At 72.1% G+C, this 23,470-nt stretch carries 19 protein-coding genes; 5 read left to right on the forward strand and 14 right to left on the reverse strand.

The window, feature by feature from the left end; translation table 11 throughout:
* Positions 1 to 34: 34 nt before the first annotated feature.
* The gene (sbnA, locus tag ABT171_RS37095) at positions 35 to 1,072 is read left to right on the forward strand and encodes a 2,3-diaminopropionate biosynthesis protein SbnA (protein WP_351250824.1); all 1,038 of its coding nucleotides are present in this window, start codon (positions 35 to 37) and stop codon (positions 1,070 to 1,072) included.
* 43 nt (positions 1,073 to 1,115) lie between these two features.
* Here the strand turns inward: sbnA and ABT171_RS37100 are convergent, their stop codons facing one another.
* The 4 genes from ABT171_RS37100 to ABT171_RS37115 form a co-directional block, all read right to left on the reverse strand.
* On the reverse strand, positions 1,116 to 2,627 hold the full coding sequence (locus tag ABT171_RS37100) for a glycoside hydrolase family 3 protein (RefSeq protein ID WP_351250825.1): 1,512 nt from the start codon (positions 2,625 to 2,627) through the stop codon (positions 1,116 to 1,118).
* 8 nt (positions 2,628 to 2,635) lie between these two features.
* Positions 2,636 to 3,466: a carbohydrate ABC transporter permease gene (locus ABT171_RS37105; RefSeq protein WP_351250826.1), complete on the reverse strand. Its 831-nt coding sequence runs from the start codon at positions 3,464 to 3,466 to the stop codon at positions 2,636 to 2,638.
* Positions 3,463 to 4,464, reverse strand: coding sequence for a carbohydrate ABC transporter permease (locus ABT171_RS37110; protein ID WP_351250827.1), 1,002 nt, complete (start codon positions 4,462 to 4,464; stop codon positions 3,463 to 3,465). The genes ABT171_RS37105 and ABT171_RS37110 overlap by 4 nt, the downstream gene beginning before the upstream one ends.
* 80 nt (positions 4,465 to 4,544) lie before the next feature.
* A complete protein-coding gene (locus tag ABT171_RS37115) occupies positions 4,545 to 5,825 on the reverse strand; it encodes an extracellular solute-binding protein (protein ID WP_351250828.1) in 1,281 nt (426 codons plus the stop codon).
* Between the two features lie 263 nt (positions 5,826 to 6,088).
* On the opposite strand from ABT171_RS37115, the gene ABT171_RS37120 reads away from it, so the two are divergent.
* Positions 6,089 to 6,850, forward strand: coding sequence for a GntR family transcriptional regulator (locus ABT171_RS37120; protein WP_351250829.1), 762 nt, complete (start codon positions 6,089 to 6,091; stop codon positions 6,848 to 6,850).
* On the opposite strand, the gene ABT171_RS37125 is transcribed toward ABT171_RS37120, so the two are convergent.
* The 3 genes from ABT171_RS37125 to ABT171_RS37135 form a co-directional block, all read right to left on the reverse strand.
* Positions 6,831 to 7,265: a DUF6299 family protein gene (locus ABT171_RS37125; protein WP_351250830.1), complete on the reverse strand. Its 435-nt coding sequence runs from the start codon at positions 7,263 to 7,265 to the stop codon at positions 6,831 to 6,833. The genes ABT171_RS37120 and ABT171_RS37125 overlap by 20 nt on opposite strands.
* Positions 7,266 to 7,418: 153 nt before the next feature.
* Positions 7,419 to 7,817: a RidA family protein gene (locus ABT171_RS37130; RefSeq protein WP_351250831.1), complete on the reverse strand. Its 399-nt coding sequence runs from the start codon at positions 7,815 to 7,817 to the stop codon at positions 7,419 to 7,421.
* A complete protein-coding gene (locus ABT171_RS37135) occupies positions 7,814 to 9,007 on the reverse strand; it encodes an acyl-CoA dehydrogenase family protein (RefSeq protein WP_351250832.1) in 1,194 nt (397 codons plus the stop codon). Before ABT171_RS37135 ends, ABT171_RS37130 begins: the two co-directional genes overlap by 4 nt.
* Positions 9,008 to 9,196: 189 nt before the next feature.
* Between ABT171_RS37135 and ABT171_RS37140 the strand changes: the two genes are divergently transcribed.
* Positions 9,197 to 10,789 (forward strand): AMP-binding protein, encoded by a 1,593-nt coding sequence (locus ABT171_RS37140; protein WP_351250833.1) that lies wholly within the window; start codon positions 9,197 to 9,199, stop codon positions 10,787 to 10,789.
* A gap of 15 nt (positions 10,790 to 10,804) precedes the next feature.
* Complete coding sequence (locus tag ABT171_RS37145; protein WP_351250834.1) at positions 10,805 to 11,617, forward strand: PaaX family transcriptional regulator; 813 nt, start codon at positions 10,805 to 10,807, stop codon at positions 11,615 to 11,617.
* A gap of 12 nt (positions 11,618 to 11,629) precedes the next feature.
* On the opposite strand, the gene ABT171_RS37150 is transcribed toward ABT171_RS37145, so the two are convergent.
* Positions 11,630 to 13,900, reverse strand: coding sequence for a bifunctional salicylyl-CoA 5-hydroxylase/oxidoreductase (locus ABT171_RS37150; protein ID WP_351250835.1), 2,271 nt, complete (start codon positions 13,898 to 13,900; stop codon positions 11,630 to 11,632).
* A 6-nt stretch (positions 13,901 to 13,906) separates the two neighbouring features.
* A complete protein-coding gene (locus ABT171_RS37155) occupies positions 13,907 to 14,734 on the reverse strand; it encodes an enoyl-CoA hydratase family protein (RefSeq protein WP_351250836.1) in 828 nt (275 codons plus the stop codon).
* 296 nt (positions 14,735 to 15,030) lie between these two features.
* Between ABT171_RS37155 and ABT171_RS37160 the strand changes: the two genes are divergently transcribed.
* Entirely contained in the window at positions 15,031 to 15,486 is a 456-nt protein-coding gene (locus ABT171_RS37160; RefSeq protein WP_351250837.1) for an ATP-binding protein, read from the forward strand.
* Here the strand turns inward: ABT171_RS37160 and ABT171_RS37165 are convergent.
* From ABT171_RS37165 to ABT171_RS37185, 5 genes are all read right to left on the reverse strand, one after another.
* Complete coding sequence (locus tag ABT171_RS37165) at positions 15,443 to 16,894, reverse strand: amino acid permease (protein WP_351250838.1); 1,452 nt, start codon at positions 16,892 to 16,894, stop codon at positions 15,443 to 15,445. The two genes, ABT171_RS37160 and ABT171_RS37165, sit on opposite strands and share 44 nt — an antisense overlap.
* Before the next feature lie 117 nt (positions 16,895 to 17,011).
* Positions 17,012 to 18,022, reverse strand: coding sequence for an ornithine carbamoyltransferase (gene argF / locus ABT171_RS37170; RefSeq protein WP_351250839.1), 1,011 nt, complete (start codon positions 18,020 to 18,022; stop codon positions 17,012 to 17,014).
* Positions 18,023 to 18,084: 62 nt separating this feature from the next.
* Positions 18,085 to 19,308, reverse strand: a complete 1,224-nt coding sequence (locus tag ABT171_RS37175) for an arginine deiminase (RefSeq protein ID WP_351250840.1) — start codon at positions 19,306 to 19,308, stop codon at positions 18,085 to 18,087.
* A 133-nt stretch (positions 19,309 to 19,441) separates the two neighbouring features.
* Positions 19,442 to 21,982 carry a polynucleotide kinase-phosphatase gene (locus ABT171_RS37180; RefSeq protein ID WP_351250841.1) on the reverse strand — a complete coding sequence of 847 codons (2,541 nt, stop codon included), beginning with the start codon at positions 21,980 to 21,982 and terminating at the stop codon, positions 19,442 to 19,444.
* Positions 21,979 to 23,442: a 3' terminal RNA ribose 2'-O-methyltransferase Hen1 gene (locus ABT171_RS37185; protein WP_351250842.1), complete on the reverse strand. Its 1,464-nt coding sequence runs from the start codon at positions 23,440 to 23,442 to the stop codon at positions 21,979 to 21,981. Before ABT171_RS37185 ends, ABT171_RS37180 begins: the two co-directional genes overlap by 4 nt.
* Between the last annotated feature and the right edge of the window lie 28 nt (positions 23,443 to 23,470).

The following is a 23,470-nucleotide window of genomic DNA, read 5'->3' on the forward strand; positions in this document are numbered from 1 at the left end:
CCGCTGTCCTCGGCCTGGCACCAGGAGGCCCGCCGTGCCTGTCATATCCGCTCCCTACGCCTTCAACGAGGGCCATCTCTTCGTCGACCTGAAGTCGATCTGCGGGTACCCCCTCTACCTGAAGTGCGAGGGTTTCAACTTCGCCGGCTCCATCAAGCTGAAGGCCGCGAACGAGATGGTGGAGAGCGCCGAGCGTGACGGACTCCTGACGCCGGATTCCATCCTCGTCGAGTCCTCGTCCGGGAACCTCGGCGTCGCGCTCAGCATGATCGCCGCCAGCAAGGGCTACCGGTTCCTGTGTGTGACGGACTCCCGGTGCAACCTGTCGACCAGACTGCTGATGGAGGCGCTCGGCAGCGACGTGCACATCGTGTCCGACAAGGACGCCAACGGCGGGTTCCTGGGCATGCGCATCGAGTACGTCCGTGCGCTGTGCGCGTCCGACGACCGGTACGTCTGGCTCAGCCAGTACACCAACGCGGGCAACTGGCTGGCGCACTACCGCACCACCGCCCCGGAGATCGCCTCCCAGTTCCCGGAACTGGACGTCCTCTTCGTCGGGGCGGGCACCACCGGCACCCTGATGGGCTGCGCCCGGTGGTTCCGGCAGTGGCACCGGCCGGTGCGGATCGTCGCCGTGGACGCCGTGGGCTCGGTGGCGTTCGGCGGCGAGCCCGGCCGCCGGATGATCCCGGGCCTCGGGATGAGCATGCGCCCGCCGCTGCTCGACGAGTCCTACGTGGACGAGGTGCTCCGTGTCGAGGAGACCGACACCATCCGGACCTGTCACCGCATGGCCAGGCACGGCTTCCTGTTCGGCGGCTCCACCGGGACGGTGGTCAGCGGCGCGACGGACTGGCTGGCCCGGCACGACACCCGTGGCCTCACCGCGGTGGCCGTCGCGCCGGACCTCGGCGAGCGCTATCTCGACACCGTCTACCAGAGCAACTGGCTGCGGGACCTGTACGGCGACCATGTGCTCGACGGCGAACTCGGAACCGGGGAGACGCGCGGCACGCCCCGCGAGCCCAGGTCCGCGTCCCGGGCGACGGGCCGCCGGCGCAGACCCTAGGGCCGCCCGCAGTGGGGGCGGGCGGCCGGCAGGGCCGCGGGAGTCAGCCCGTGACGACGGCCTCCGCCGCCGCCACACCGCACACCCGGGCGGCGCCGTACGTGGCGATGTGCAGGGCGCCGCGCGGGGCGGCCCGGGGCAGGCCCATCTCCACGACGACGGTGTCGGGGCGGGCGGCGAGCAGGGTGTCGAGGGCGGAGCGCATCCAGGCGTGCCGGTGTGCGTCGCGGACCACGGCGACGATCCGCCGGCCGTCGGCGGCGGCGACGGCCTGTGCGGCGGCGCCGTCGCCGGTGAAGGAGCCGCAGGCGGTGCCGGGCAGCAGCCGCGCCAGCTCGGCGGCCACGCCCCACGGGGTCTGGTCGCCGACGGCGACGTTGGGTACGGGGTCGAACCGGGCGACGTACACCGGCTCGGTGACCGGTGCGGCGGCGCCGGTGCGGGTCACGGTCAGGGCGCGGCGGGCCGCGACCAGGCCGATCCCGGGGTCGGGCGCGGTCTTCGCCGCGTCACCGCGGCCCGCGGCGGTCCACGCGGCGAGCTCGCGGACCCGGGCGGCCGCGTCCGCGAGCCGTTCCTCGGGCAGTGCACCGGAGCGTACGGCGGCCACGAGCGCGTCCCGCAGCCTCAGCACGGTGCCCTCGTCGCACAGCCCGCCGCCGACGCAGATGGCGTCGGCACCGGCCGCGATCGCGAGGACCACACCCCGCTCCATACCGTAGGTGCCGGATATCGCCCGCATCTCCATGCCGTCCGTGACGATCAGCCCCTGGTAGCCGAGTTCCTCGCGCAGCAGCTCGGTGAGGACGCGGTGGGAGAGGGTGGCGGGGCGGTCGGGGTCGAGGGCGGGCACGAGGATGTGGGCGCTCATGACGGCGCGGGTGCCGGCGGCGATGGCCGCGCGGAACGGGGGCAGCTCACGCTCGTACAGGGTGTCGGTGTCGACGTCGATGCGGGGCAGGGCGTGGTGGGAGTCGACGTTGGTGTCGCCGTGGCCCGGGAAGTGCTTGGTGCAGGCGGCGACTCCGGTGGACTGCAGGCCCTCGACCCAGGCGGCGGTGTGCCGGGCGACCAGGTCGGTGCTCGCGCCGAAGGAGCGGACGCCGATGACGGGGTTGTCCGGGTTGGCGTTGACGTCGGCGGAGGGCGCCCAGTCGAAGGTGACGCCGCAGGCGGCCAGGCGCCGGCCCAGCTCGCGGGCGACGGCCCGGGTGAGGGCGGGGTCGTCGACGGCGCCGAGGGCGTGGTTGCCGGGGAAGGCGGAGCCGGTGCGTACGTCGAGGCGGGTGACGTCGCCGCTCTCCTCGTCGATGGCGACCAGCAGGTCGTCGCGTTCGGCTCGCAACTGGGCGGTGAGCGCGGTGACCTGGTCCTCGCTGACGACGTTGCGGCCGAACAGGGCGACGGAGGCGAGGCCTTCGCCGAGGCGGCGGCGCACCCAGTCGGGTGCGGTGGTGCCGTCGAACCCGGGCTGCAGCACGGCGAGGGCGTCGCGGGTCAGGGTGTCGCCCGCGGCGGAGCCGCTGTCGGATGCGGTGGTCGTGACTGTGGTCATCGGCAGGGTCATCCCTTCACGGCGCCGTCGGTGAGACCGCTGACCGCCTTGCGTTGCAGGAAGATGAAGAGGATCAGGATGGGCAGCGCGAACAGGGACGAGGCGGCCATGGTGGCGCCCCAGTCGTCGCCGAAGGCGGTCTGGAACTGCGACAGCCACAGCGGCAGCGTCTGCTTCTCGACGTCCTTGTTGAGGATCAGGACGAGCGGGAACTCGTTCCAGGCGGTGATGAACCCGAACAGCGAGGTCGCCATCAGACCGGGGGCCAGCAGCGGGAAGATGACCCGGACGAACGCCTGGGTGCGGGTGCAGCCGTCGACCATGGCCGCCTCCTCCAGGTCCTTCGGCACGGCCGCCACATAGCCGCGCAGCGTCAGGATGGTCAGCGGGAGCACCATCATCGTGTAGAAGACGGTGAGCGGGACCAGGCTGTCCAGCATGTCGCTGTCGCGGACGGTCATGTAGATGGCGATGATCATGACTTCCCAGGGGGCCATCTGCGCCAGCATGAACGTCACGATGAGCCCGCGCCTGCCCCTGAACCGCATCCGGGCGAGCGCGAAGGCCGCGACCAGGGCGATGACGAGCGCGAAGACGACCGACAGGACCGTGACGGTGACGGAGTTGGCGACCAGGGTCCAGAAGTGGTCGGCGTCGACGGCCTTCTCGAAGTGACCGAGGGTGACGTGCGTCGGGAACCACACCGGGGTGTCCGCGATGATGTCGCCGGTCGGTTTGAAGGCCGTCGCGAACATCCAGTAGACGGGGAACACGAAGCCGGCGAAGAGGACGACGGCGGTCGCGTTGGGCCAGATACGGCCGAAGAGCGAGCGCTTCACAGCTCGTCCTCCTCTTGTTTGAGCACCATGCGCAGGTAGTACGAGGTGATGACGAGCAGGGCCAGGATGGTCAGGAAGGAGATCGCCGCGCCGACCCCGAAGTGCTGGTTGCCGACGCCCTCGACATAGGCGTAGATCGGCAGGGTCTCGGTGAGGTGGTCCGGGCCGCCCGCGTTCATCGCGAAGAGCTGCGTGAACGACTTGAAGACCCAGATGACCTCAAGGAAGGTCGTGGAGTACAGGAACGGCCGCAGGAAGGGCAGGGTGACCGAGGTGAAGCTCTGCCAGGCGCCGGCGCCGTCCAGGGAGGCGGCCTCGTACAGCTCCTTGGGGATCGTGGTGGTGGCGGCGTACAGGTTGATCGCCACGAACGGGACCGACTGCCACACGATCAGCAGGATGACCACGGAGAACGTGGAGAGCTGGCTGCCCATCCAGTTGTAGTCGGCCATGGAGTGCCAGCCGAGCCTGTCCAGCGTCCAGTTGACGACGCCGAAGCGCTGGGCGAACAGCCACTGGTAGACGGTGGTGGCGGCGACGTAGGGCATGGCCCAGGCGAGGACGAGGCCGGTCATGAGGAGCAGCCGCATCCTCTTGCCGAGCCGGGCCAGCAGCAGGCCGATCAGGGTGCCGAGGCCCGTGATCAGGACGACGTTGGCGGCGGTGAAGAAGACGGAGCGCTCGGCGACGTGCCAGAACTCCGGCTCGGAGAGCACCTGCCGGTAGTTCTCGACGCCGTTCCACTCGGTGAGGTGCTGGATGAGCTGCCGGGGGTTGAGGTTCTGGAACGACAGCATGCCGTTCTTGACCAGGGGCCAGCCGAGCAGGACCAGTGTGGCCAGCAGCGCGGGCAGCAGCAGGAGGTAGGGGGCGGCGGCGGTGCCGCGGCGGGACGGGGATCCGGAGTCACGGTCCGCACCCCGCGGCGGCCCCGGTATCCGGGCCTTGCGGACAGCGGGCTCCCCGGCCGTGTCCGTGCCCTGGGTCTGCACTGACATGAGTTGCCATCTCTTCCATGGCCGAACCGGCCGTACGGACGACTGGGCCGGGGGCACTCTCGGGCGCCCCCGGCGGGTCATCAGTTCTGCTGGGCCAGGCGCTTGTTGATCTCGGCCTCGACCTGCTTCGCGGCGTCCGCCGGGGACTTACCGTTGAGCACGGAGGTCATGTAGGACTTGATGGGGTTCGGGGTGTTCTCCACCGCGGCCCACTCCGGGATCAGCGGGGTGGTGCCGCCGCCCGCCGCGGCGGGCGCGGCGGCCTCGGCGACGGCGTTGCCCTTGAGGTTGGACTGCAGCGACGTCTTGTTCGGGACGATGCCGCTGAGCTTGGCCAGTTCGCCCTCGTACTGGTCGGACAGGGCGGTCTTCAGGAACTCCTTGGCCAGCGACTGCTTCTTGCTGCCCTGGGCGATGGCGAGGTTGGAGCCGCCGAGGAAGACGCCCTCGGGCTTGCCGGCGCTCGCGCCCGGGATGGTGAAGTAGCCGAGGTCCTTCTCGATGGCCTTGTCGGCCTGGACCGCGGTGCCGGCCTCCCAGCCCATGCCGATGAACGCGCCGGTCCTGCCCTTGGCGAAGACCTGGGCCTGCTGCGGGTTGGCCTCGTCCTTGTCCTTGGGGGCCTTGGAGTAGGAGGCGTACTTCTTGTAGATCTCCATGGCCGCGGCGACCTTCGGGTCGGCGAGGTTGGAGACGTACTTGGTGCCCTGCTTCTTCACCAGGTCGCCGCCCTGGCCGATGATCAGGCCGTCGAGGAAGTACCAGTTCTGGCCCGGCAGGTAGAGCGGCTCGGCGTCGGTCTTCTTGCCGATGGTGTCCAGGTCCTTGAAGAACTCGTCGCGGGTCTTCGGGGTGTCCTTGATACCGGCCTGGGCCCAGATCTTCTTGTTGTAGATGACGACGCGGTTGGCGAAGTACCAGGGGGCGGCGTACTGCTTGCCGTCGTAGACGGAGGACTGGGAGACCGACGGCGTCCAGTCGGCGCCGATCTCCTTCTTGAGGTCGCCGAGGTCGGCGAGACCGCCGGTGGCCGCGTAGGCGGGGGTCTGGGTGTTGCCGACCTCCAGAACGTCCGGCGGGTTGTCCTCGGAGAGGGCGGTGGTGATCTTCTGCTGGATCCCGTCCCACTTCTGGGTCTCGAACTTCAGCTTCGCGCCGGTCTTCTTCTCGAACGCGGCCTGGACGTCCTTGCTCCACTGGGGCGGAGCGGAGCCGTCCATGGTCCAGACCGTCAGGGTCTGCCCCTTCCAGCTGTCCGGTCCCGCGTCCTTGCCGCTGTCCTTGCCGTCGTTTCCGCCACACGCCGCAACGGAGACCATCATGCCCGCGATCACGATCGCGGCAGCGAGCTTGCGCTTCACGCCACCCTCCTCAGGGATGCCACTAACCCCCCACGCCCTCGGCGGTGACCTGCGTACGACGCTGTTGCACGTAGGGCTCGGGACCTGGCCACTAATGGTGTAGACCAGTAGGGTGGAGCTTGGCCTAGACCTTTCGGGGTGTCAAGGGTGGTCCGGGAAGCCGTTTCGTCCGTTACGGGAACGTCACCTCGGGCGATTGGCCTAGACCATCAGGCAGTTGGTCGTTATAACGAGAGCCCGCCCCCACAGCCCGGAAGGCAGGCATGGCCACCCACGTAAGCGGCCGCACCGCGCGCGTGCCGAAGTACTACCGGATCAAACAGCGGCTGCTCGCCATGGCCGAGGAGCTGCAGCCCGGCTCGGCGATGCCGGCCGAGCGCCTGCTCGCCGTCCGCTTCGACACGTCCCGGACCACCGTCCGGCAGGCGCTCACCGAACTCGTGGGCGAGGGCCGGCTGGACCGGATCCAGGGCAAGGGCACCTTCGTCGCCCAGCCCAAGCTGTACCGCACGCTCCAGCTCACCTCGCACACCGAGGACATGCGCGCGCAGGGCCTGACGCCCGCCTCGCAGGTGCTGGACATCGGGGAGGTGCCGGCGGACGAGCGGCTCTCCGGCCTGCTCGGCATCGGCACCGGCGAGCGGGTGCTGCGCATCGAGCGGCTGCGGCTGGCCGGCGGCGACCCCATGGCGATCGAGACGACCCACCTGTCGGCACGCCGCTTCCCCGGACTGCGCGCCTCCCTGACCACGTACCCGTCCCTGTACACGGCGCTCGCCGAGGTGTACGGCGTCCGTCTCGCGGAGGCCGACGAGACCATCGAGACCTCGCTGTCGACCCCGCGAGAGGCGCTGTTGCTCGCCACCGACGTGGGCCTGCCGATGCTGTTGCTGTCCCGCCACTCACGGGACGCGGAGGGCCGGCCGGTGGAATGGGTGCGCTCGGTGTACCGGGGTTCCCGCTACAAGTTCGTGGCCGCCCTCCGCAGACCCCGTCCGGCCCCGGTCAGGACCGGGTCAGCTTGATGTCCTTCTCCTGGACGGCGTGGAAGGACGGCTGCAACAGCAGGAGCTCGTCGGAGTGCAGTTCCGTCACCGTGGCCTGGACGTGGGCCTTGCCGGCCTTGAGGGAGCCCGGCGAGACCTTGCCGGTGTTCTCCCACCGGTGCAGGGCGCCGTCGCACTCGGCGGCGCTGCCGCCGATGCCGTAGACGACCTTGCGGGTCTTGTCGCTCTGGCTGATCGAGGAGCTGACGAAGGCGACGCCCTTGGCCCCGGTGCACCGGTAGGTGCCGGACAGGGTGACGGTGCCGTCCTCGGCGACATGGCCGGTCTTGTCGACGGTCACGGTCTCGGACGTGTCGGCGGTGGCGGGGGCGACGGCGGCGCACAGCAGGGCCGCTGCGCCGAATGCCGCGGCGAGGACGGGGCGTGCCGGCATGGGATACCTCCCGGTGTTCGTGGACTGACGGCTCCACTGGTACCGGGCGGCCGGGCCGCGGGGCGTGACCGTCACTCCTTCGGTGGCGCGTCACGGAACCGTCCGGGAGCCGTCCGCGCGCCGCGACGGCTCCCCCGTCCTCGACGGCAGGCCCTACGGCAGTACGGCGAACCCGTCCAGCTCCACCAGCGCCTGCTCGTCCCACAGCCGTACGACCTCCACGACGGCCATCGCGGGATAGTCCCGGCCCGCCAACCTGTGCCAGACACGGCCGAGTTGCGGGGCGTGGGCGCGGTAGGCGGCCACATCCGTGGCGTAGACGGTGACGCGGGCGAGGTCGGCGGGGGTGCCGCCGGCGGCGCGCAGGGCGGTGAGGAGGTTGGCGAGGGCCCGCTCGAACTGCTCGGGGAGCGTACCGCCGGTGATCTTGCCGTCGGGGTCGAGGGCGGTCTGGCCGGCGAGGAACACCACGCGGGAGCCGGCCGCGACGACGGCGTGCGAGAAACCCGTGGGCGGGGACAGCTCGGGCGGGTTGACACGCTCGGTCGTCACCGGGTCTCCTCCTGCTCCTTGGCCGGGAGCTCCTCGGCGGGGAGCTCCTCGGCACGGAGTTCCGCGCCGTACGGCTCCTCGGCGTACAACTCCTTGGCGATGATGCCCCGCTGGACCTCGCTCGCCCCCTCGTAGATGCGCGGGGCGCGCACCTCGCGGTAGAGGTGTTCGAGGAGGTGGCCGCGGCGCAGGGCGCGGGCGCCGTGCAGCTGGACGGCGGTGTCGACCACGAACTGCGCGGTCTCGGTGGCGAGCAGCTTGGCCATCGCGGCGCGCCGGGGGACGTCGGCGGCGCCCTCGTCGTACGCGCTCGCCGCCGCGTACACCATCAGCCGGGCCGCCTCGGTGCGCAGCGCCATCTCGGCGACCTGGTGGGACACGGCCTGCAGATCCATCAGCCGCCCGTGGAACGCCTCCCGTCGCCGGGTGTGCGCGAGGGTCGCGTCCAGTGCCGCCTGGGCCATGCCGACCGCGAACGCGCCGACGCTGGGCCGGAAGAGGTTGAGGGTGCCCATGGCGACGGCGAAGCCGCGGTCGGGCTCGCCGAGCACGTCGTCGGCGCCGACGGGCACGGCGTCGAAGTCCAGGGCGCCGATGGGGTGCGGCGAGAGCATCTCCAGCGCGCTGCCGGTGAGCCCGGGCCGGTCGGCCGGGACGAGGAACGCGGTGACACCGCGGGCTCCGGCGCCGGGTGTGGTGCGGGCGAAGACGGTGTAGAAGTCGGCTTCGGGGGCGTTGGAGATCCAGCACTTGGCGCCGGTGAGCCGCCAGCCGGCGCCGCCGTCGGGCTCGGCCGCGAGGGCCAGCGCGGCGGCGTCCGAACCGGCCCCCGGCTCGCTCAGCGCGAAGGCGGCGACCGCGCTGCCGTCGGCGACCCGCGGCAGCCAGCGCTCGCGCTGGGCGGGGCTGCCGTGGGCGTGCACCGGGTGGGCGCCGAGGCCCTGCAGGGCCAGCGCGGTCTCGGCCTCGGTGCAGGCCTGGGCGAGGGACTCGCGCATCAGGCAGAGGCCGAGCGCGCCGGAGGTGAACAGCCGGGCCAGCAGGCCGAGCCGGCCGAGTTCGGCGAGGAGCGGGCGGTTGACGTGTGCCGGTTCGCCCTTGCCGACGAGCGGGCGCAGCCGTTCGGCGGCCAGCGCGCGCAGCTCGGCACACCAGGCGAGCTGCTGCGGATCGAGTGAGAATGCGGGCACCTGGGGGTCCTCCCTCCGGGGCGGGCCGCCAGGACCGTACCCCGTCTCGCTTCCTCTCATCCCCGACGCTATCGCGCAAGGTTGACTGCCGTCACCAACACGATACGCTCGGATCGCGAGCCCACCAGGACGCCGGTGCCCACCACGACGCCCGTCTCGACGCCAGCCACGGCAAGGGGGCGAACCGCCATGCATCGCTCGGCCCATGTCGACACCTTCGCGCGCGACCATCTGCCGCCGCCCCACGAGTGGCCCGAGCTGCGGTTCGACCTGCCGGAGCTGCACTACCCCGACCGGCTGAACTGCGCCGCCGCGCTCCTGGACCACGCCGATGCGGCCCGCCCGGTCTTCCACACCCCGGACGGCCCCAGCTGGACCTACGGCGAGCTGCGCGGGCACGTCGACCGGATCGCGCACGTGCTCACCGGCGACCTGGGCGTGGTCCCCGGCAACCGGGTCCTGCTGCGCGGCCCCACCACGCCCTGGCTGGCCGCCTGCTGGCTCGCCGTGCTGAAGGCGGGCGCGATAGCGGTCACCGTGCTGGACCGGCAGCGCCCGCACGAGCTGGCCACCCTGTGCGACATCGCCCTGGCGCGGCACGCGCTGTGCGACGTCCGGTCGGTGGCGGACCTGGCGAAGGCCGACGTACCCGGGCTGCGCATCACGACGTACGGCGGCGACGGCCCCGACGACCTGCTCAACCGCCCCGGGCCCGGCACGCCGTTCCCGGCGGTCGACACCGCGGCCGACGACGTGGCCCTGATCGCGTTCACCTCGGGCACCACCGGTCGCCCGAAAGGGTGCATGCACTTCCACCGGGATGTGCTGGCGATCGCGGACACCTTCTCGCGGCATGTGCTGCGCCCCCGGGCGGACGACGTCTTCACCGGCTCTCCCCCGCTCGGCTTCACCTTCGGCCTGGGCGGGCTGGTGGTCTTCCCGATGCGGGCGGGCGCCAGCTCCCTGCTCCTGGAGGACGCGGGCCCGCGCCGGCTGCTGCCCGCGATCGCCGAGCACCGCGTCTCGGTCCTCTTCACCGCCCCGACCGCCTACCGCGCCATGCTGGAGCTGCTGGACGGGTACGACCTGACGTCGCTGCGGCGCTGTGTGTCGGCCGGTGAGAACCTGCCCGCGGCCACCTGGCGGGCCTGGCACGAGCGCACCGGCCTGCGCCTCATCAACGGCATCGGCGCGACCGAGCTGCTGCACATCTTCGTCTCGGCCGCCGACGAGCACATCCGGCCGGGCACCACCGGCGTTGCGGTGCCGGGCTGGCAGGCGCGGGTGCAGGACGCGCAGGGCACACCGGTGCCCGACGGCGAGCCGGGCCTGCTCGCCGTGCGCGGCCCGGTCGGCTGCCGCTACCTCGCCGACCCGCGGCAACGGGAGTACGTGCGCGGGGGCTGGAACATCACCGGCGACACCTACGTCCGCGAGCCCGACGGCTACTTCCGCTATGTGGCCCGCGCCGACGACATGATCATCTCGGCCGGGTACAACATCGCCGGACCGGAGGTGGAGGACGCGCTGCTGCGGCACCGGGACGTGGTGGAGGCGGCGGTCGTGGGCCGGCCCGACGAGGCCCGCGGACAGGTGGTCGTGGCCTACACCGTGCTGCGCGAGGGGGCCGTGCGCGACCCGGAGGCCCTGCGCGCCTTCCTCAAGTCGGAGCTGGCGCCGTACAAGTGTCCACGCCGGTTCGTCTTCCTCGACGCCCTGCCCCGCACGGCCACCGGAAAGCTGCAGCGGTTCCGGCTGCGCACCGAAGGTGACCCGCGGTGAGACCGACGACCTAAAATGATCAACGTGTCCGACCAGCACGCCCCCAGGTCCCTCATCGTCACGCTCTACGGCGCGTACGGCCGCTTCATGCCCGGTCCGGTGCCCGTCGCCGAGCTGATCCGGCTGCTGGCCGCGGTCGGCGTGGACGCGCCCTCCGTCCGTTCCTCGGTGTCCCGGCTCAAACGGCGCGGCCTGCTGGCGCCGGCCCGCACGCGGACGGGCGCGGCCGGGTACGAACTCTCCGCGGCGGCACGCCAGTTGCTGGAGGACGGCGACCGGCGCATCTACGCGACCCCACCGGTGGAGGACGCCGGCTGGGTGCTCGCGGTGTTCTCGGTGCCCGAGTCGGAGCGGCAGAAGCGGCATGTGCTGCGCTCCCGGCTGGCGGGCCTGGGCTTCGGCACGGCGGCGCCCGGGGTGTGGATCGCCCCGGCCCGGCTGTACGAGGAGACCCGGCACACCCTGAGCCGGCTGCGGCTGGATCCGTACGTGGACTTCTTCCGCGGCGAGCACCTGGGGTTCGCGCCCACGGCCGAGGCGGTGGCCCGCTGGTGGGACCTGGCCGCGATCGCCAAGGAGCACGAACGCTTCCTGGACGCGCACGCCCCGGTCCTGCACGCCTGGGAGCGCCGCCCGGACACCCCGCCCGAGGAGGCCTACCGCGACTACCTCCTCGCCCTCGACTCCTGGCGCCACCTGCCCTACACCGACCCCGGCCTGCCCACCCGGCTGCTGCCCACGGGCTGGCCGGGCGTGCGCTCGGCGGAGGTCTTCCGGGCACTGCACACCCGCCTGCGGGACGCGGGTGCGGAGTTCGCGGGCCTGTGAGCGGCCGGCGCCTCAGAAGCCTGTGAGCGACAACCGGGGCTTCGGGGCGTCCGTGCGGCCGGTCTGCGGGCGTCTGCTGCCCGCGCGGTAGGGTGCGGGCCAGACGGCGCCGGGGCCGTCGTAGCCCTGCTCGGCCGCCGCGTGCAGGGTCCAGTGCGGGTCGTACAGGTGCGGGCGGCCCAGCGCGCACAGGTCCGTGCGCCCGGCGAGAATGAGTGAGTTGACGTCGTCCCAGGAGGAGATCGCGCCGACCGCGATCACCGGGACCCCCGCCTCGTGCCGGATGCGGTCGGCGAACGGGGTCTGGTACGACCGCCCGAACTCCGGCCGCTCCTCGGCCACCACCTGCCCGGTGGACACGTCGATCGCGTCGGCGCCGTGCGCGGCGAAGGCGCGGGCGGTCTCCACCGCGTCCTCGGCCCTCGTGCCGCCCTCGGCCCAGTCCGTGGCGGAGATGCGGACCGTCATGGGCCGCTCCGCCGGCCACACCGCGCGTACGGCGTCGAAGACCTCCAGCGGAAACCTCAGCCGCCGCTCCGGTGAGCCGCCGTAGGCGTCGGTGCGGTGGTTGGTGAGCGGCGAGAGGAAGCCGGAGAGCAGATAGCCGTGGGCGCAGTGCAGTTCCAGCAGGTCGAAACCGGCGCGGGCGGCCCGCCACGCGGCGGCCGTGAACTGCTCGCGGATGTCGGTCAGTTGGGCCCGGGAGAGCTGCCGGGGGGTCTGGCTGTCCGGCTTGTACGGCAGCGGGGAGGCGGCGACGAGCGGCCAGTTGCCGCGCGGCAGCGGCTCGTCCATGCCCTCCCACATCGGCTTCGTGGAGCCCTTGCGGCCGGCGTGGCCGAGCTGGACGCCGATCGCGGTGCCGGGTGCCTGGGTGTGCACGAAGTCGGTGACGCGCCGCCACCCCTCGGCCTGCCGGCCGGTGTAGAGGCCGGTGCAGCCGGGCGTGATCCGGCCCTCCTCGCTGACGCACACCATCTCGGTCATGACGAGCCCGGCCCCGCCGAGGGCGCGGGCGCCGAGGTGCACGAGGTGGAAGTCGCCCGGGACGCCGTCGGTGGCGGAGTACATGTCCATCGGCGACACCACGACCCGGTTGCGCAGGGTCAGACCGCGCAGCCGGAAGGGGGTGAACATCGGGGGCGTCGCGGGCGGGCAGCCGAACTCGCGCTCCACGGCCTCGGTGAAGCGGGCGTCGCGCAGCCGGAGGTTGTCGTGGGTGACGCGGCGGCTGCGGGTGAGCAGGTTGAAGGCGAACTGGCGGGGCGGCTGGCCGAGGTAGAGGCCCAGGTTCTCGAACCACTCCAGGCTCGCCCGGGCGGCCCGCTGGGTGGAGGCGACGACCGGTTTGCGCTCCTGCTCGTACGCCGCCGACGCGCGCGCCGTATCGGGCTGTTCCTCCAGGCACGCGGCCAGGGCCAGCGCGTCCTCCACGGCGAGCTTGGTGCCGGAGCCGATCGAGAAGTGCGCGGTGTGCGCGGCGTCGCCGAGCAGGACGACGTTGGCGTGCGACCAGTGCTCGTTGACGACCGTGCGGAAGGTCGTCCACACCGAGTTGTTGGAGTGCAGGGGCCGGCCGCGGAGGGCGTCGGCGAAGATCTTGGCGCAGCGTTCGATGGATTCCCGCGGGGTGGCGTCGTCGAATCCCGCCGCCTTCCAGACCTCCTCGCGCATCTCGACGATCACGGTCGAGGCGTCGGCCGCGTACGGGTAGCCGTGCAGCTGCATCACGCCGTGTTCCGTCTCGGCGATCTCGAAACGGAAGGCGTCGAAGGGGAAGTCGGCGGCGAGCCAGATGTAGCGGCAGCGGTGTTCGGTCAGCCGCGGGCGGAAGGCGTCGGCGTAGGCGGCGCGGGTGGTGCTGTGGACTCCGTCCGCGGCGATGACCAGGTCGTACCCGGCGGAGAGGGTGTCCGGGTGCGGGGCCTCGGTGGAGAACCTCAGGTCCACGCCGAGGGACCGGCAGCGGTCGTGCAGGATCTGCAGCAGGCGGCGCCTGCCGAGGGCGGCGAAGCCGTGGCCGCCGGAGCGGTGGGTGGCACCCCGGTGGACGATGTCGATGTCGTCCCAGCGGACGAAGTGGCGTTGCAGGGCGTCGTAGACGACGGGGTCGGCGTGTTCGATGCCGCCGAGTGTCTCGTCGGAGAGGACCACGCCGAAGCCGAACGTTTCGTCCGGGGCGTTGCGCTCCCAGACCGTGATCTCACGGCTCGGGTCGAGCCGTTTCAGCAACGCCGCCGCGTACAGGCCGCCGGGGCCGCCGCCGATGACCGCCACACGCATGAGAGGTCACCTCCCCCGCCACTTCGGCGGGCGCTTCTCCGTGAAGGCCGCGTGGAACTCCGCGTAGTCCTCGCCGTTCATGAGCAGGGCCTGGGTCGAGGCGTCCAGCTCGATCGAGGCCGCCAGCGGCATGTCCAGTTCGGCCGTCAGGAGGGCCTTGGTCTGGGCGTGGGCCAGGGCGGGGCCGTCGGCGAGGCGGCGGGCCAGTCCGAGGGCCGCCTCGTCGGCGCGGCCCTCCTCCGTCAGCTCGCTGATCAGGCCGATGCGCTCGGCCTCGGGGGCGCGGACGGGTTCGCCCAGCATGAGCAGGCGGGTGGCGTGGCCGAGGCCGACGACGCGGGGCAGCAGGTAGGCCGCGCCCATGTCGCCGCCGGACAGGCCGACGCGGGTGAAGAGGAAGGCGAAGCGGGCGGACGGGTCCGCCACCCGGAAGTCGGCCGCCAGGGCGAGGACCGCGCCCGCGCCGGCCGCCACGCCGTGCACCGCGGCGATCACCGGGAACGGGCACTCGCGGATCGCCCGCACCACCTGGCCGGTCATCCGGTTGAAGTCGAGCAGCTGGGCGGTGTCCATGCCGAGGGTCGCACCGATGATCTCGTCGACGTCGCCGCCGGAGCAGAACCCCCGTCCCTCGCCGGCCAGCACCAGGGCGCGCACGGCGCGCTCCCGGGACAGCTCGGCCAGCAGGTCGCGCAGGTCGGCGTAGGCGCCGAAGGTGAGCGCGTTGAGCTTCTCGGGGCGGGCGAGGGTGACGGTGGCGACCCCGTCGGCGAGCTGGAGCCGCAGGTGCTCCCAGTCGGAGGTGCGGGCGGCGGAGCCGGTGAAGGGACTCATGACGTGCGGCCTCCTAGGGGGGCGGTGCCGTACGTTGCGCTGTCCTCCGAAGCTATCACTTGTTCGTGACTGTCGTCACGAGTGCGCGACAGAGGTTCGTCCGACCGGCCGAGTCCGGTCACGGGCGTCACCGGTCCTCGACAGGGCCGTAACAGTGGGCACCGGCGGGCGAGGCGGGGCGTTCGCCGGGGTAGGCCGCCGGTACCGGGGCCGAAGGTTCCGGGCGGGGCCCGACGACGGTCTGCGGTGGCCGGACCCGTACCATTCCTCCAGTTGAAAGCAGGACAGCCTGCTCCATGAACGGACTCGCCTTGCACGAACGCCCCACCGAACCGGCCTCCTGGCGCATCGCGCTGCCGCACACCGCCGCCGCGGTGCCCGTGGCCCGCGCCCTGGTGCGTACGGCCCTCGCCGAGGTGGAGCACCCGGCCGACTGCGACACCGCGGAACTGCTCACGGCGGAGCTGGTGGCCAACGCGGTGGAGCACACCGCCGGGCGCGGCCCGATCGAGCTGGTGGTGGAGCTGTTGCCGACCGGCTGCCAGGTCGAGGTGCACGACCCGGACCCGGCGCCGCCCGGCCATCTGACCCGCCCGGTGATCGAGGAGCCCGACCCCTGGCAGGAGGGCGGGCGCGGGCTGCTGCTGATCCGCGCCCTCAGCTCGTCCTGCGGTCACCGCCCCACCCCGTCGGGCAAGGCGGTGTGGTTCAGACTGCCTGCGGTTCCCGCTCAGCGGCGGCGCTCGGCGTGACCCCGGGGGCGGCCGTCCGCGCCAGCGTGGAGTGCCGGCGGCCGTAGCCGGCGTAGAGCGCCAGGCCCACCGCGAGGAACACCGCGAACTGGATCCAGGTCTGCCAGCCGGTCTCGTACATCAGGTACAGGCAGAAGGCGACGCCGAGCAGCGGTCCCACGGGGTAGAGCGGGACGCGGAAGCTGCGGCTGAGGCCCGGTTCGCGGCGGCGGAGGGCGATCACGGCGATGTTGACGACGGCCATGATGGCGAGCGTGCCGATGGTGCACAGGTTCATCACCGCGTCGAGGGAGGCGAAGGCCGCCGGGACCGCGAAGACGACCGCGACGATCAGCGTGCCGGCCACGGGCGTGGAGGTCTTCGGGTTCACCTTCTCGAAGACGCGCGGGATCAGGCCGTCCCGGGACATCGACATCAGGATGCGGGTCTGGCCGTACATCACCGCCAGGACGACCGAGGCGATGGCGACGACCGCGCCGAAGGCGATCACTCCGCCGCCGATGGCCGAGCCGGTGACCTCGTTGACGACGAAGGAGAGGGCCGCGGGGCGGCCGGCGACCTGCTTGCCGCCGATGGCGCCGATCGCGGCGAGCGCGACCGCGCAGTACAGCAGAGTGACGATGCCCATGCAGACCATGATCGCGACCGGGATGTCCCGGCGCGGGTTCTTGGCCTCCTCGCCGGCGGTGGTGATCGCGTCGAAGCCGATGTAGGAGAAGAACGCGGCCGTGGTGCCCGCGCCGATGCCGCCGAGGCCAGCCGGGGAGAACGGAGTGAGGTTGCCGTGCTTGAAGGCGCTGTAGCCGATGGCGCAGAAGGCCAGCAGGATGACGAGCTTGACCGCGGCCATGGCGGCCGTCGCCCGGGCGCTCTCGCGCACCCCGCGCACCAGCAGTACGGAGGCCATGGCGATGACGATCACGGCCGGGAGGTTGACGATCCCGCCGTCGCCGGGTCCGGCGGACAGGGCGGCCGGGAGCTGGACGCCGGTGAGGCTGTGCAGCAGTTCGTTGACGTACTGGCTCCAGCCGACCGCGACGGCCGAGATCGAGATGCCGTACTCCAGCAGCAGGCACCAGCCGACCAGGAAGGCGGTGGACTCGCCGAGACCGGCGTAGGCGAAGGAGTACGAGGAGCCGGAGACCGGGATCGCGCCGCCCAGCTCCGCGAAGGAGAAGGCGGTGAAGACGCAGGTGATCGCGGCGAGGATGAACGAGACGACGACGGCCGGACCGGCCTGGGCGACGGAGTCGGAGAGACCGACGAAGATGCCGGTGCCGACGATGGCGCCGACGCCGAAGCAGATGAGCTGGAAGAGGCCCATCGTGCGCTTCAGGCCGTGTCCCTCGCGGTCGGCGCCGGACTCGGCGACCAGCAGGTGCGGGGACTTGATGCGGGGAGCGGGCATGCGGGTGGTGCTCGTTTCTGGTGGTGCGGGCGACCCGGTGAGGTCGCGGCGACGGCCGGAATGGGTGGTTCCGGGCCGTCGGTCAGGATAAGTGCTGGTCGGGGCAGTGACCAGGGGTTACCGGGCGAGTGTGGCGACCAGCACCGCCTTGATGGTGTGCAGCCGGTTCTCGGCCTCGTCGAAGACGATCGAGTGCGCGGACTCGAAGACCTCGTCGGTGACCTCCAGCGAGTCCAGTCCGTAGGTCTCGTGGATCTCGCGGCCGACCTGGGTACCGAGGTCGTGGAAGGCCGGCAGGCAGTGCAGGAACTTCACGTCCGGGTTGCCGGTGGCGCGCAGGACGTCCATGGTCACGGCGTACGGCGCGAGGGCCTTGATCCGCTCGGCCCAGACCTCCTTGGGCTCGCCCATGGAGACCCAGACGTCGGTGACGACGAAGTCGGCGCCCGCGACGCCGTCCGTGACGTCCTCGGTGAGGGTGATCCGGGCACCGCTCGCGGCGGCCAGCCGCTGGGCGCGGTCGACGACCTCCTGGGCGGGCCAGTAGCTCCTGGGCGCGGCGATCCGCACGTCCATGCCCAGCAGCGCGCCGGTGACCAGGTAGGAGTTGCCCATGTTGAAGCGGGCGTCGCCGAGGTAGGCGAACGCGATCTGCCGGAGCGGCTTGGGGCTGTGCTCGGTCATGGTGAGCACGTCGGCGAGCATCTGGGTGGGGTGCCAGTCGTCGGTGAGGCCGTTGTAGACGGGCACGCCGGCGTGGGCGGCCAGCTCCTCGACCTTGGCCTGGCTGTCCCCGCGGTACTCGATGGCGTCGTACATCCGGCCGAGCACCCGGGCGGTGTCCTTCACGGACTCCTTGTGCCCGATCTGCGAGCCGGACGGGTCGAGGTAGGTGGTGCGGGCGCCCTGGTCGGCGGCGGCGACCTCGAACGCGCAGCGGGTGCGCGTCGAGGTCTTCTCGAAGATCAGGGCGATGTTCCGGCCGCGCAGGTACTGCGTCTCGGTCCCGGCCTTCCTGGCGGCCTTCAGCTCGGCCGCCAGCTCGACCAGGCCGCGGAACTCCTCTTCGGTGAAGTCGAGCTCCTTGAGGAAGTGGCGGCCGCCGAGGGCGGTCGGGACTGTCGCCATGGGGGCGCTCCAAGGGGTACGACTACGGGGGACTCTGGAAGTCTATACGACGTTCCACATTTCTATACAGCGTCCCGCTCCACGGGACAGCTCATGCACCGGGGGCCGCCCCGGCCCCGGCCCAGCTCGCTGCCCGGGATCTCGATCACCTCGATGCCCCGCTTGCGCAGATGGGTGTTGGTGGTCGAGTTGCGCTCGTAGGCGACGACGACCCCGGGCTCGACGGCGAGCACGTTGCAGCCGTCGTCCCACTGCTCGCGTTCGGCGGCGTGCACGTCCTGGGTGGCGGTCAGCACCCTGATCTCGCCGAGGCCGAGCGCGGCGGCGATCGCGCGGTGCATGTGCTCCGGCGGATGGTCGGTGACCTTCAGCTCCTTCTCGCCGGCCCCCGGCTCGATGGTGTAGGAGCGCAGCATGCCGAGCCCGGCGTACTGGGTGAAGGTGTCGCCGTCGACCATGGTCATCACGGTGTCGAGGTGCATGAAGGCGCGCCGCTTGGGCATGTCGAGCGCGACGATCGTGCGTGCCGAGCCGGCCGCGAACAGCTTGTGGGCCAGCATCTCCACGGCCTGCGGGGTGGTGCGCTCGCTCATGCCGACGAGGACGGCACCGTTGCCGATCACCAGGACGTCGCCGCCCTCGATGGTGGAGGGGTGGTCCACCTGCCCCTCGGACCAGACATGGAACGTTTCGCCACGGAACAGCGGATGGTGCCGGTAGATCGCCTCGAAGTGCACCGTCTCCCGCTGCCGGGCCGGCAGCCGCATGGCGTTGACGGCGACCCCGTCGTAGATCCAGGCGGAGGTGTCGCGGGTGAAGAGGTGGTTGGGGAGCGGGTCGAGGAGGAAGTCGTCGAGGTCCATCACATGGAAGCGGACGGAGGTCGGCTCCGCGTGCCCGTCCAGGAACTCCCGCTTGGTCATGCCGCCCACCAGCGCCTCGGCGAGCTCGTGTGCGGGCAGGGCCGCGAAGGCGGCGCGCAGGTGGTCGGTGGCGAGGGGGCCGTACTCCTTCTCGTGGAAGACCCGGTCGAGGACGAGGGTGCGGGCCTCGGGGATCTCCAGGGTCTCGGTGAGCAGGTCGCCGAAGAGGTGGACGGCGACCCCGCGGTCGCGCAGGACGTCGGCGAACCCGTCGTGCTCGGCGCGCGCCCGGCGCACCCACAGCACGTCGTCGAAGAGGAGGGCGTCCTTGTTGCTGGGGGTGAGCCTTTTGAGCTCAAGATCGGGCCGGTGAAGGATCACGCGGCGCAGCCGCCCGGCCTCGGAGTCGACGTGGTATGCCATGCCTCCATCCTGGCCGTCACCGCCCGTCTTCACGCCCTTCTCGACCGATTCCGCCGCTTTCCGTTTTCGTCGGACCGAGGAGAAGCGGTCCGGGGGACACCCGGGTGTCCCCCGGACCACGGCCGGATCGCGCCTACAGGCGGGGATCCACCGGCTCCGACTCCAGGGCCAGCACCCCGAACACCGCCTCGTGCACCCGCCACAGCGGCTCTCCGTCCGCGAGCCGGTCCAGGGCCTCCAGACCGAGGGCGTACTCGCGCAGGGCGAGGGACCGCTTGTGGTTCAGGAACCGCTGCCGCAGTCTGGCGAGGTTGTCCGGGCGGGTGTACTCGGGGCCGTAGACGATCCGCAGGTACTCCCGGCCCCGGCACTTGATGCCGGGCTGCACCAGCCGTCCGTCCTTGTTCCGCACCAGCGCGCCGACCGGCTTGACGACCATGCCCTCGCCGCCGCGACCGGTCATCTCCAGCCACCAGTCGACACCCGCGCGCACCGACTCCGGGTCGCCGGTGTCGACGTACAGCCGCCGCGTGGTCTGCAGCAGACCGGTGCCGTCGTGCTCCACCAGCCGGTCGAGCAGGGCCAGTTGCTCGTCGTGCGGCAGCGCGGCGAGGCTGCGGCCCTGGACCGCCAGCAGCTGGAAGGGCGCGAGGCGTACGCCGTCCAGGCCGTCCGTGGTCCAGCAGTAGCGGCGGTAGGCGGCGGTGAACGCGGCGGCGTCCGCGGCGCGTTCCCGCTGCCGGTCCAGCAGGTCCCGCACGTCCGCGCCCCGTGCGGCGGCGGCCTCCAGGGCGGCCAGCGCACCGGGGAACACCGCGCCGGACGCGGCGCCCACGGCCGCGTACTGGCTGCGCAGCAGACCCGACGCCTTCAGCGACCACGGCATCAGCTCGGCGTCCAGCAGCAGCCAGTCGGTGGCCAGTTCGTCCCAGAGCCCGGCGTCCGAGACCGCCGAGCGGAGCCGGCCGAGGATCTCCTCGGTCACCTTCCCGTCGTCGAAGAACGGGCGGCCGGTACGGGTGTAGAGCGAGCCCGTGGGACCGTCCACCCCGAAGCGCTTCGCCGCCGCCTCCGCGTCCCGGCACACCAGGGCCACGGCCCGCGAGCCCATGTGCTTCTCCTCGCACACGACCCGTTCGACCCCGTCCGCCGCGTACTGCGCGAAGGCCTCGGCCGGGTGCTCCAGGTAGCTATCCACCTGCGAGGTCGCCGTCGGTGCCATGGTCGGCGGCAGGTACGGCAGCAGCCGCGGGTCGGTCGCGAAGCGGCTCATGACCTCCAGGGCCGCCGCCGCGTTCTCCTCACGGACCGCCACCATGCCCGCGTGCCGGGTCTCCACGGCCCTGCGGCCGTGCACGTCCGCCAGGTCCAGCGGCCGGCCGTCCTGTCCGCCGGGCGCCTCGGCGCGCAGCGGACGCGCCGGCTCGTACCACACCCGCTCGGCCGGTACGTCGACCAGCTCGCGCTCCGGCCAGCGCAGCGCGGTCAGCTTGCCGCCGAAGACCGCGCCGGTGTCCAGGCAGATGGTGTTGTTCAGCCAGGTCGCCTCGGGGACCGGGGTGTGGCCGTAGACCACCGCCGCGCGGCCGCGGTAGTCCTCCGCCCACGGGTAGCGCACCGGCAGCCCGAACTCGTCGGTCTCGCCGGTGGTGTCGCCGTACAGGGCGTGCGAGCGGACCCGGCCGGAGGTGCGGCCGTGGTACTTCTCGGGCAGGCCGGCGTGGCAGACGACCAGCCTGCCGCCGTCGAGGACGTAGTGGCTGACCAGGCCCGCCAGGAACTGCCGGACCTCGGCCCTGAACTCCTCGCTCTCGCCCTCCATCTGCGCGATGGTCTCGGCGAGCCCGTGGGTGTGCTGGACGTTGCGGCCCTTGAGGTAACGGCCGTACTTGTTCTCGTGGTTGCCCGGCACGCACAGGGCGTTGCCCGACTTCACCATCGCCATCACCCGGCGCAGCACGCCCGGGGTGTCCGGCCCGCGGTCGACCAGGTCGCCGACGAAGACGGCGGTACGGCCCTCGGGGTGCACCCCCTCCACGTAGCCCAGCTTGGCGAGCAGCGCCTCCAGTTCGGCGGAGCAGCCGTGGATGTCACCGATGATGTCGAAGGGGCCGGTGAGGTGGGTGAGGTCGTTGAAGCGCTTCTCGGTGACGACGGTGGCGCTCTCCACCTCCTCGGTGCCGCGCAGGACGTGCACCTTGCGGAAGCCCTCGCGCTCCAGGTGCCTGAGGGAGCGGCGCAGTTCGCGGATGTGCCGCTGGATGACCCGGCGGGGCATGTCGGCGCGGTCGGTGCGGGCCGCGTTGCGCTCGGCGCACACCTCCTCGGGCATGTCCAGCACGATGGCGATGGGCAGCACGTCGTACGTCTTGGCCAGCTCGATCAGCTGACGGCGGGCGTCCTGCTGCACGCTGGTGGCGTCCACGACGGTGCGGCGGCCGGCGGCCAGCCGCTTGCCGGCGATGTAGTGCAGCACGTCGAAGGCGTCCCGGGTCGCGCTCTGGTCGTTCTCGTCGTCGGAGACGAGACCGCGGCAGAAGTCCGAGGAGATCACCTCGGTCGGCTTGAAGTGCCTGCGCGCGAACGTGGACTTGCCGGAGCCGGAGGCGCCGACGAGGACGACGAGGGAGAGGTCGGTGACGGGGAGGACCCGTCCCCTTCGGTTCTCGGTCATGCCGCCTTCGCCTCCTTCTGGGTCCTGATCGTGAACACTGCCATCTGGGTGGGCGGGCCGACCTCGGGGTCGTCCGGTCCGACGGGCGCGAACTCCACGCCGTAGCCGTGCCGTTCGGCCACCGCCCGGGCCCAGGTGCGGAACTCCTCCCGGGTCCACTCGAAGCGGTGGTCGCCGTGCCGGGTGTGCCCGGCGGGCAGGGTCTCCCAGCGGACGTTGTACTCGACGTTCGGGGTGGTCACCAGGACCGTGCGGGGGCGGGCGTGCCCGAACACGGCGTACTCCAGGGCGGGCAGCCGGGGCAGGTCGAGGTGTTCGATCACCTCGCTGAGCACGGCGGCGTCGTAGCCCTTGAGCCGCTTGTCCGTGTAGGCGAGCGAGCCCTGCACCAGCCTGACCCGGGACGCCTGCCGCTCCCCCATGCGGTCCAGCTTCAGCCGCCGGGCGGCGATGGTGAGCGCCCGCACGGACACGTCGACTCCGAGGATCTCGGTGAACGACACGTCCTTCAGCAGTTCCCGTACCAGCTCGCCCTGGCCGCAGCCGAGGTCGAGGACGCGAGCGGCTCCGGAAGCGCGCAGGGCGGCGAGGATCGCCTCCCTGCGCTGGACGGCGAGCGGCGCCGGCTTCTCCTCCGTCTCCGTCTCCGCGGCGACCGCGTTGTCGATCTCCTCGACCTCGCTGTCGTCGGCCTCGGCGAGCCGCACCAGCTCCAGCCGCTCCTGCGCCTGCCGGGTCAGCGACCAGCGGCGGGACAGATACCGGCTGGTGATCAGCTTCTGCTCCGGGTGGGCGGGCAGCCAGCCCGCACCGGCCCGCAGCAGCTTGTCGACCTCGTCGGAGGAGACCCAGTAGTGCTTGGCGTCGTCGAGGACCGGCAGCAGGACGTACAGGTGGCGCAGGGCCTCGGCGAGGGTCAGGGTCTCCGACTCCAGGACGAGGCGGACGTACCGCGAGTCGCCCCACTGCGGGAACTCGGTGTCGAGCGGGACCGGGTCGGCGGTCACGCTCCAGCCGAGCGGCTCGAACAGCTGTCGTACGAGGCCCGGGCCGCCGCGGGCGGGCAGCGCGGGGACCTCGATGCACAGCGGCAGCGGCGTGGCCGCCCGCTCGGGGCGGGCGGCGCACACCCCGCGCAGGGCGCTGGAGAAGACACTGCTCAGCGCGACCGCGAGCAGCGAGGAGGCCGCGTACGGGCGGTCGTTGACGTACTGCGCGAGCGCCGCGTCGGGCGCGCCCCCGCGGCCCTTGCCCTTGCCCCGGCGGACCAGTGCGAGCGTGTCGATCTCCAGCAGCAGCGCGGCGGTGCAGCGCCGGTCGTCCGCCTCGGGGTAGAAGACGTGCGCCGTGCCGTGGGACGTGGAGAACTTCTGGGTCTTGCCGGGGTGCTTGTGCAGCAGGTACCCGAGGTCGGTGGCCGGGTGGGCGGCGTCGCCGCGTGTGGAGATCGTCAGGAACACACGTCCGAGTCTTCCGGTCGGAAGGTGC

The organism is Streptomyces sp. NPDC001851, assembly GCF_040297165.1.
Taxonomy (GTDB): Bacteria; Actinomycetota; Actinomycetes; order Streptomycetales; family Streptomycetaceae; genus Streptomyces.

Bases quoted from the DNA above. Each gene is read 5' to 3' on its own strand.
- ABT171_RS37100 (WP_351250825.1), bottom strand. From the start codon at position 2,627: ATGACCACAGTCACGACCACCGCATCCGACAGCGGCTCCGCCGCGGGC.
- ABT171_RS37110 (WP_351250827.1), bottom strand. From the start codon at position 4,464: ATGTCAGTGCAGACCCAGGGCACGGACACGGCCGGGGAGCCCGCTGTC.
- ABT171_RS37120 (WP_351250829.1), top strand. From the start codon at position 6,089: ATGGCCACCCACGTAAGCGGCCGCACCGCGCGCGTGCCGAAGTACTAC.
- ABT171_RS37125 (WP_351250830.1), bottom strand. From the start codon at position 7,265: ATGCCGGCACGCCCCGTCCTCGCCGCGGCATTCGGCGCAGCGGCCCTG.
- ABT171_RS37140 (WP_351250833.1), top strand. From the start codon at position 9,197: ATGCATCGCTCGGCCCATGTCGACACCTTCGCGCGCGACCATCTGCCG.
- ABT171_RS37145 (WP_351250834.1), top strand. From the start codon at position 10,805: ATGATCAACGTGTCCGACCAGCACGCCCCCAGGTCCCTCATCGTCACG.
- ABT171_RS37150 (WP_351250835.1), bottom strand. From the start codon at position 13,900: ATGCGTGTGGCGGTCATCGGCGGCGGCCCCGGCGGCCTGTACGCGGCG.
- ABT171_RS37155 (WP_351250836.1), bottom strand. From the start codon at position 14,734: ATGAGTCCCTTCACCGGCTCCGCCGCCCGCACCTCCGACTGGGAGCAC.
- ABT171_RS37160 (WP_351250837.1), top strand. From the start codon at position 15,031: ATGAACGGACTCGCCTTGCACGAACGCCCCACCGAACCGGCCTCCTGG.
- ABT171_RS37165 (WP_351250838.1), bottom strand. From the start codon at position 16,894: ATGCCCGCTCCCCGCATCAAGTCCCCGCACCTGCTGGTCGCCGAGTCC.
- argF (WP_351250839.1), bottom strand. From the start codon at position 18,022: ATGGCGACAGTCCCGACCGCCCTCGGCGGCCGCCACTTCCTCAAGGAG.
- ABT171_RS37175 (WP_351250840.1), bottom strand. From the start codon at position 19,308: ATGGCATACCACGTCGACTCCGAGGCCGGGCGGCTGCGCCGCGTGATC.
- ABT171_RS37180 (WP_351250841.1), bottom strand. From the start codon at position 21,982: ATGACCGAGAACCGAAGGGGACGGGTCCTCCCCGTCACCGACCTCTCC.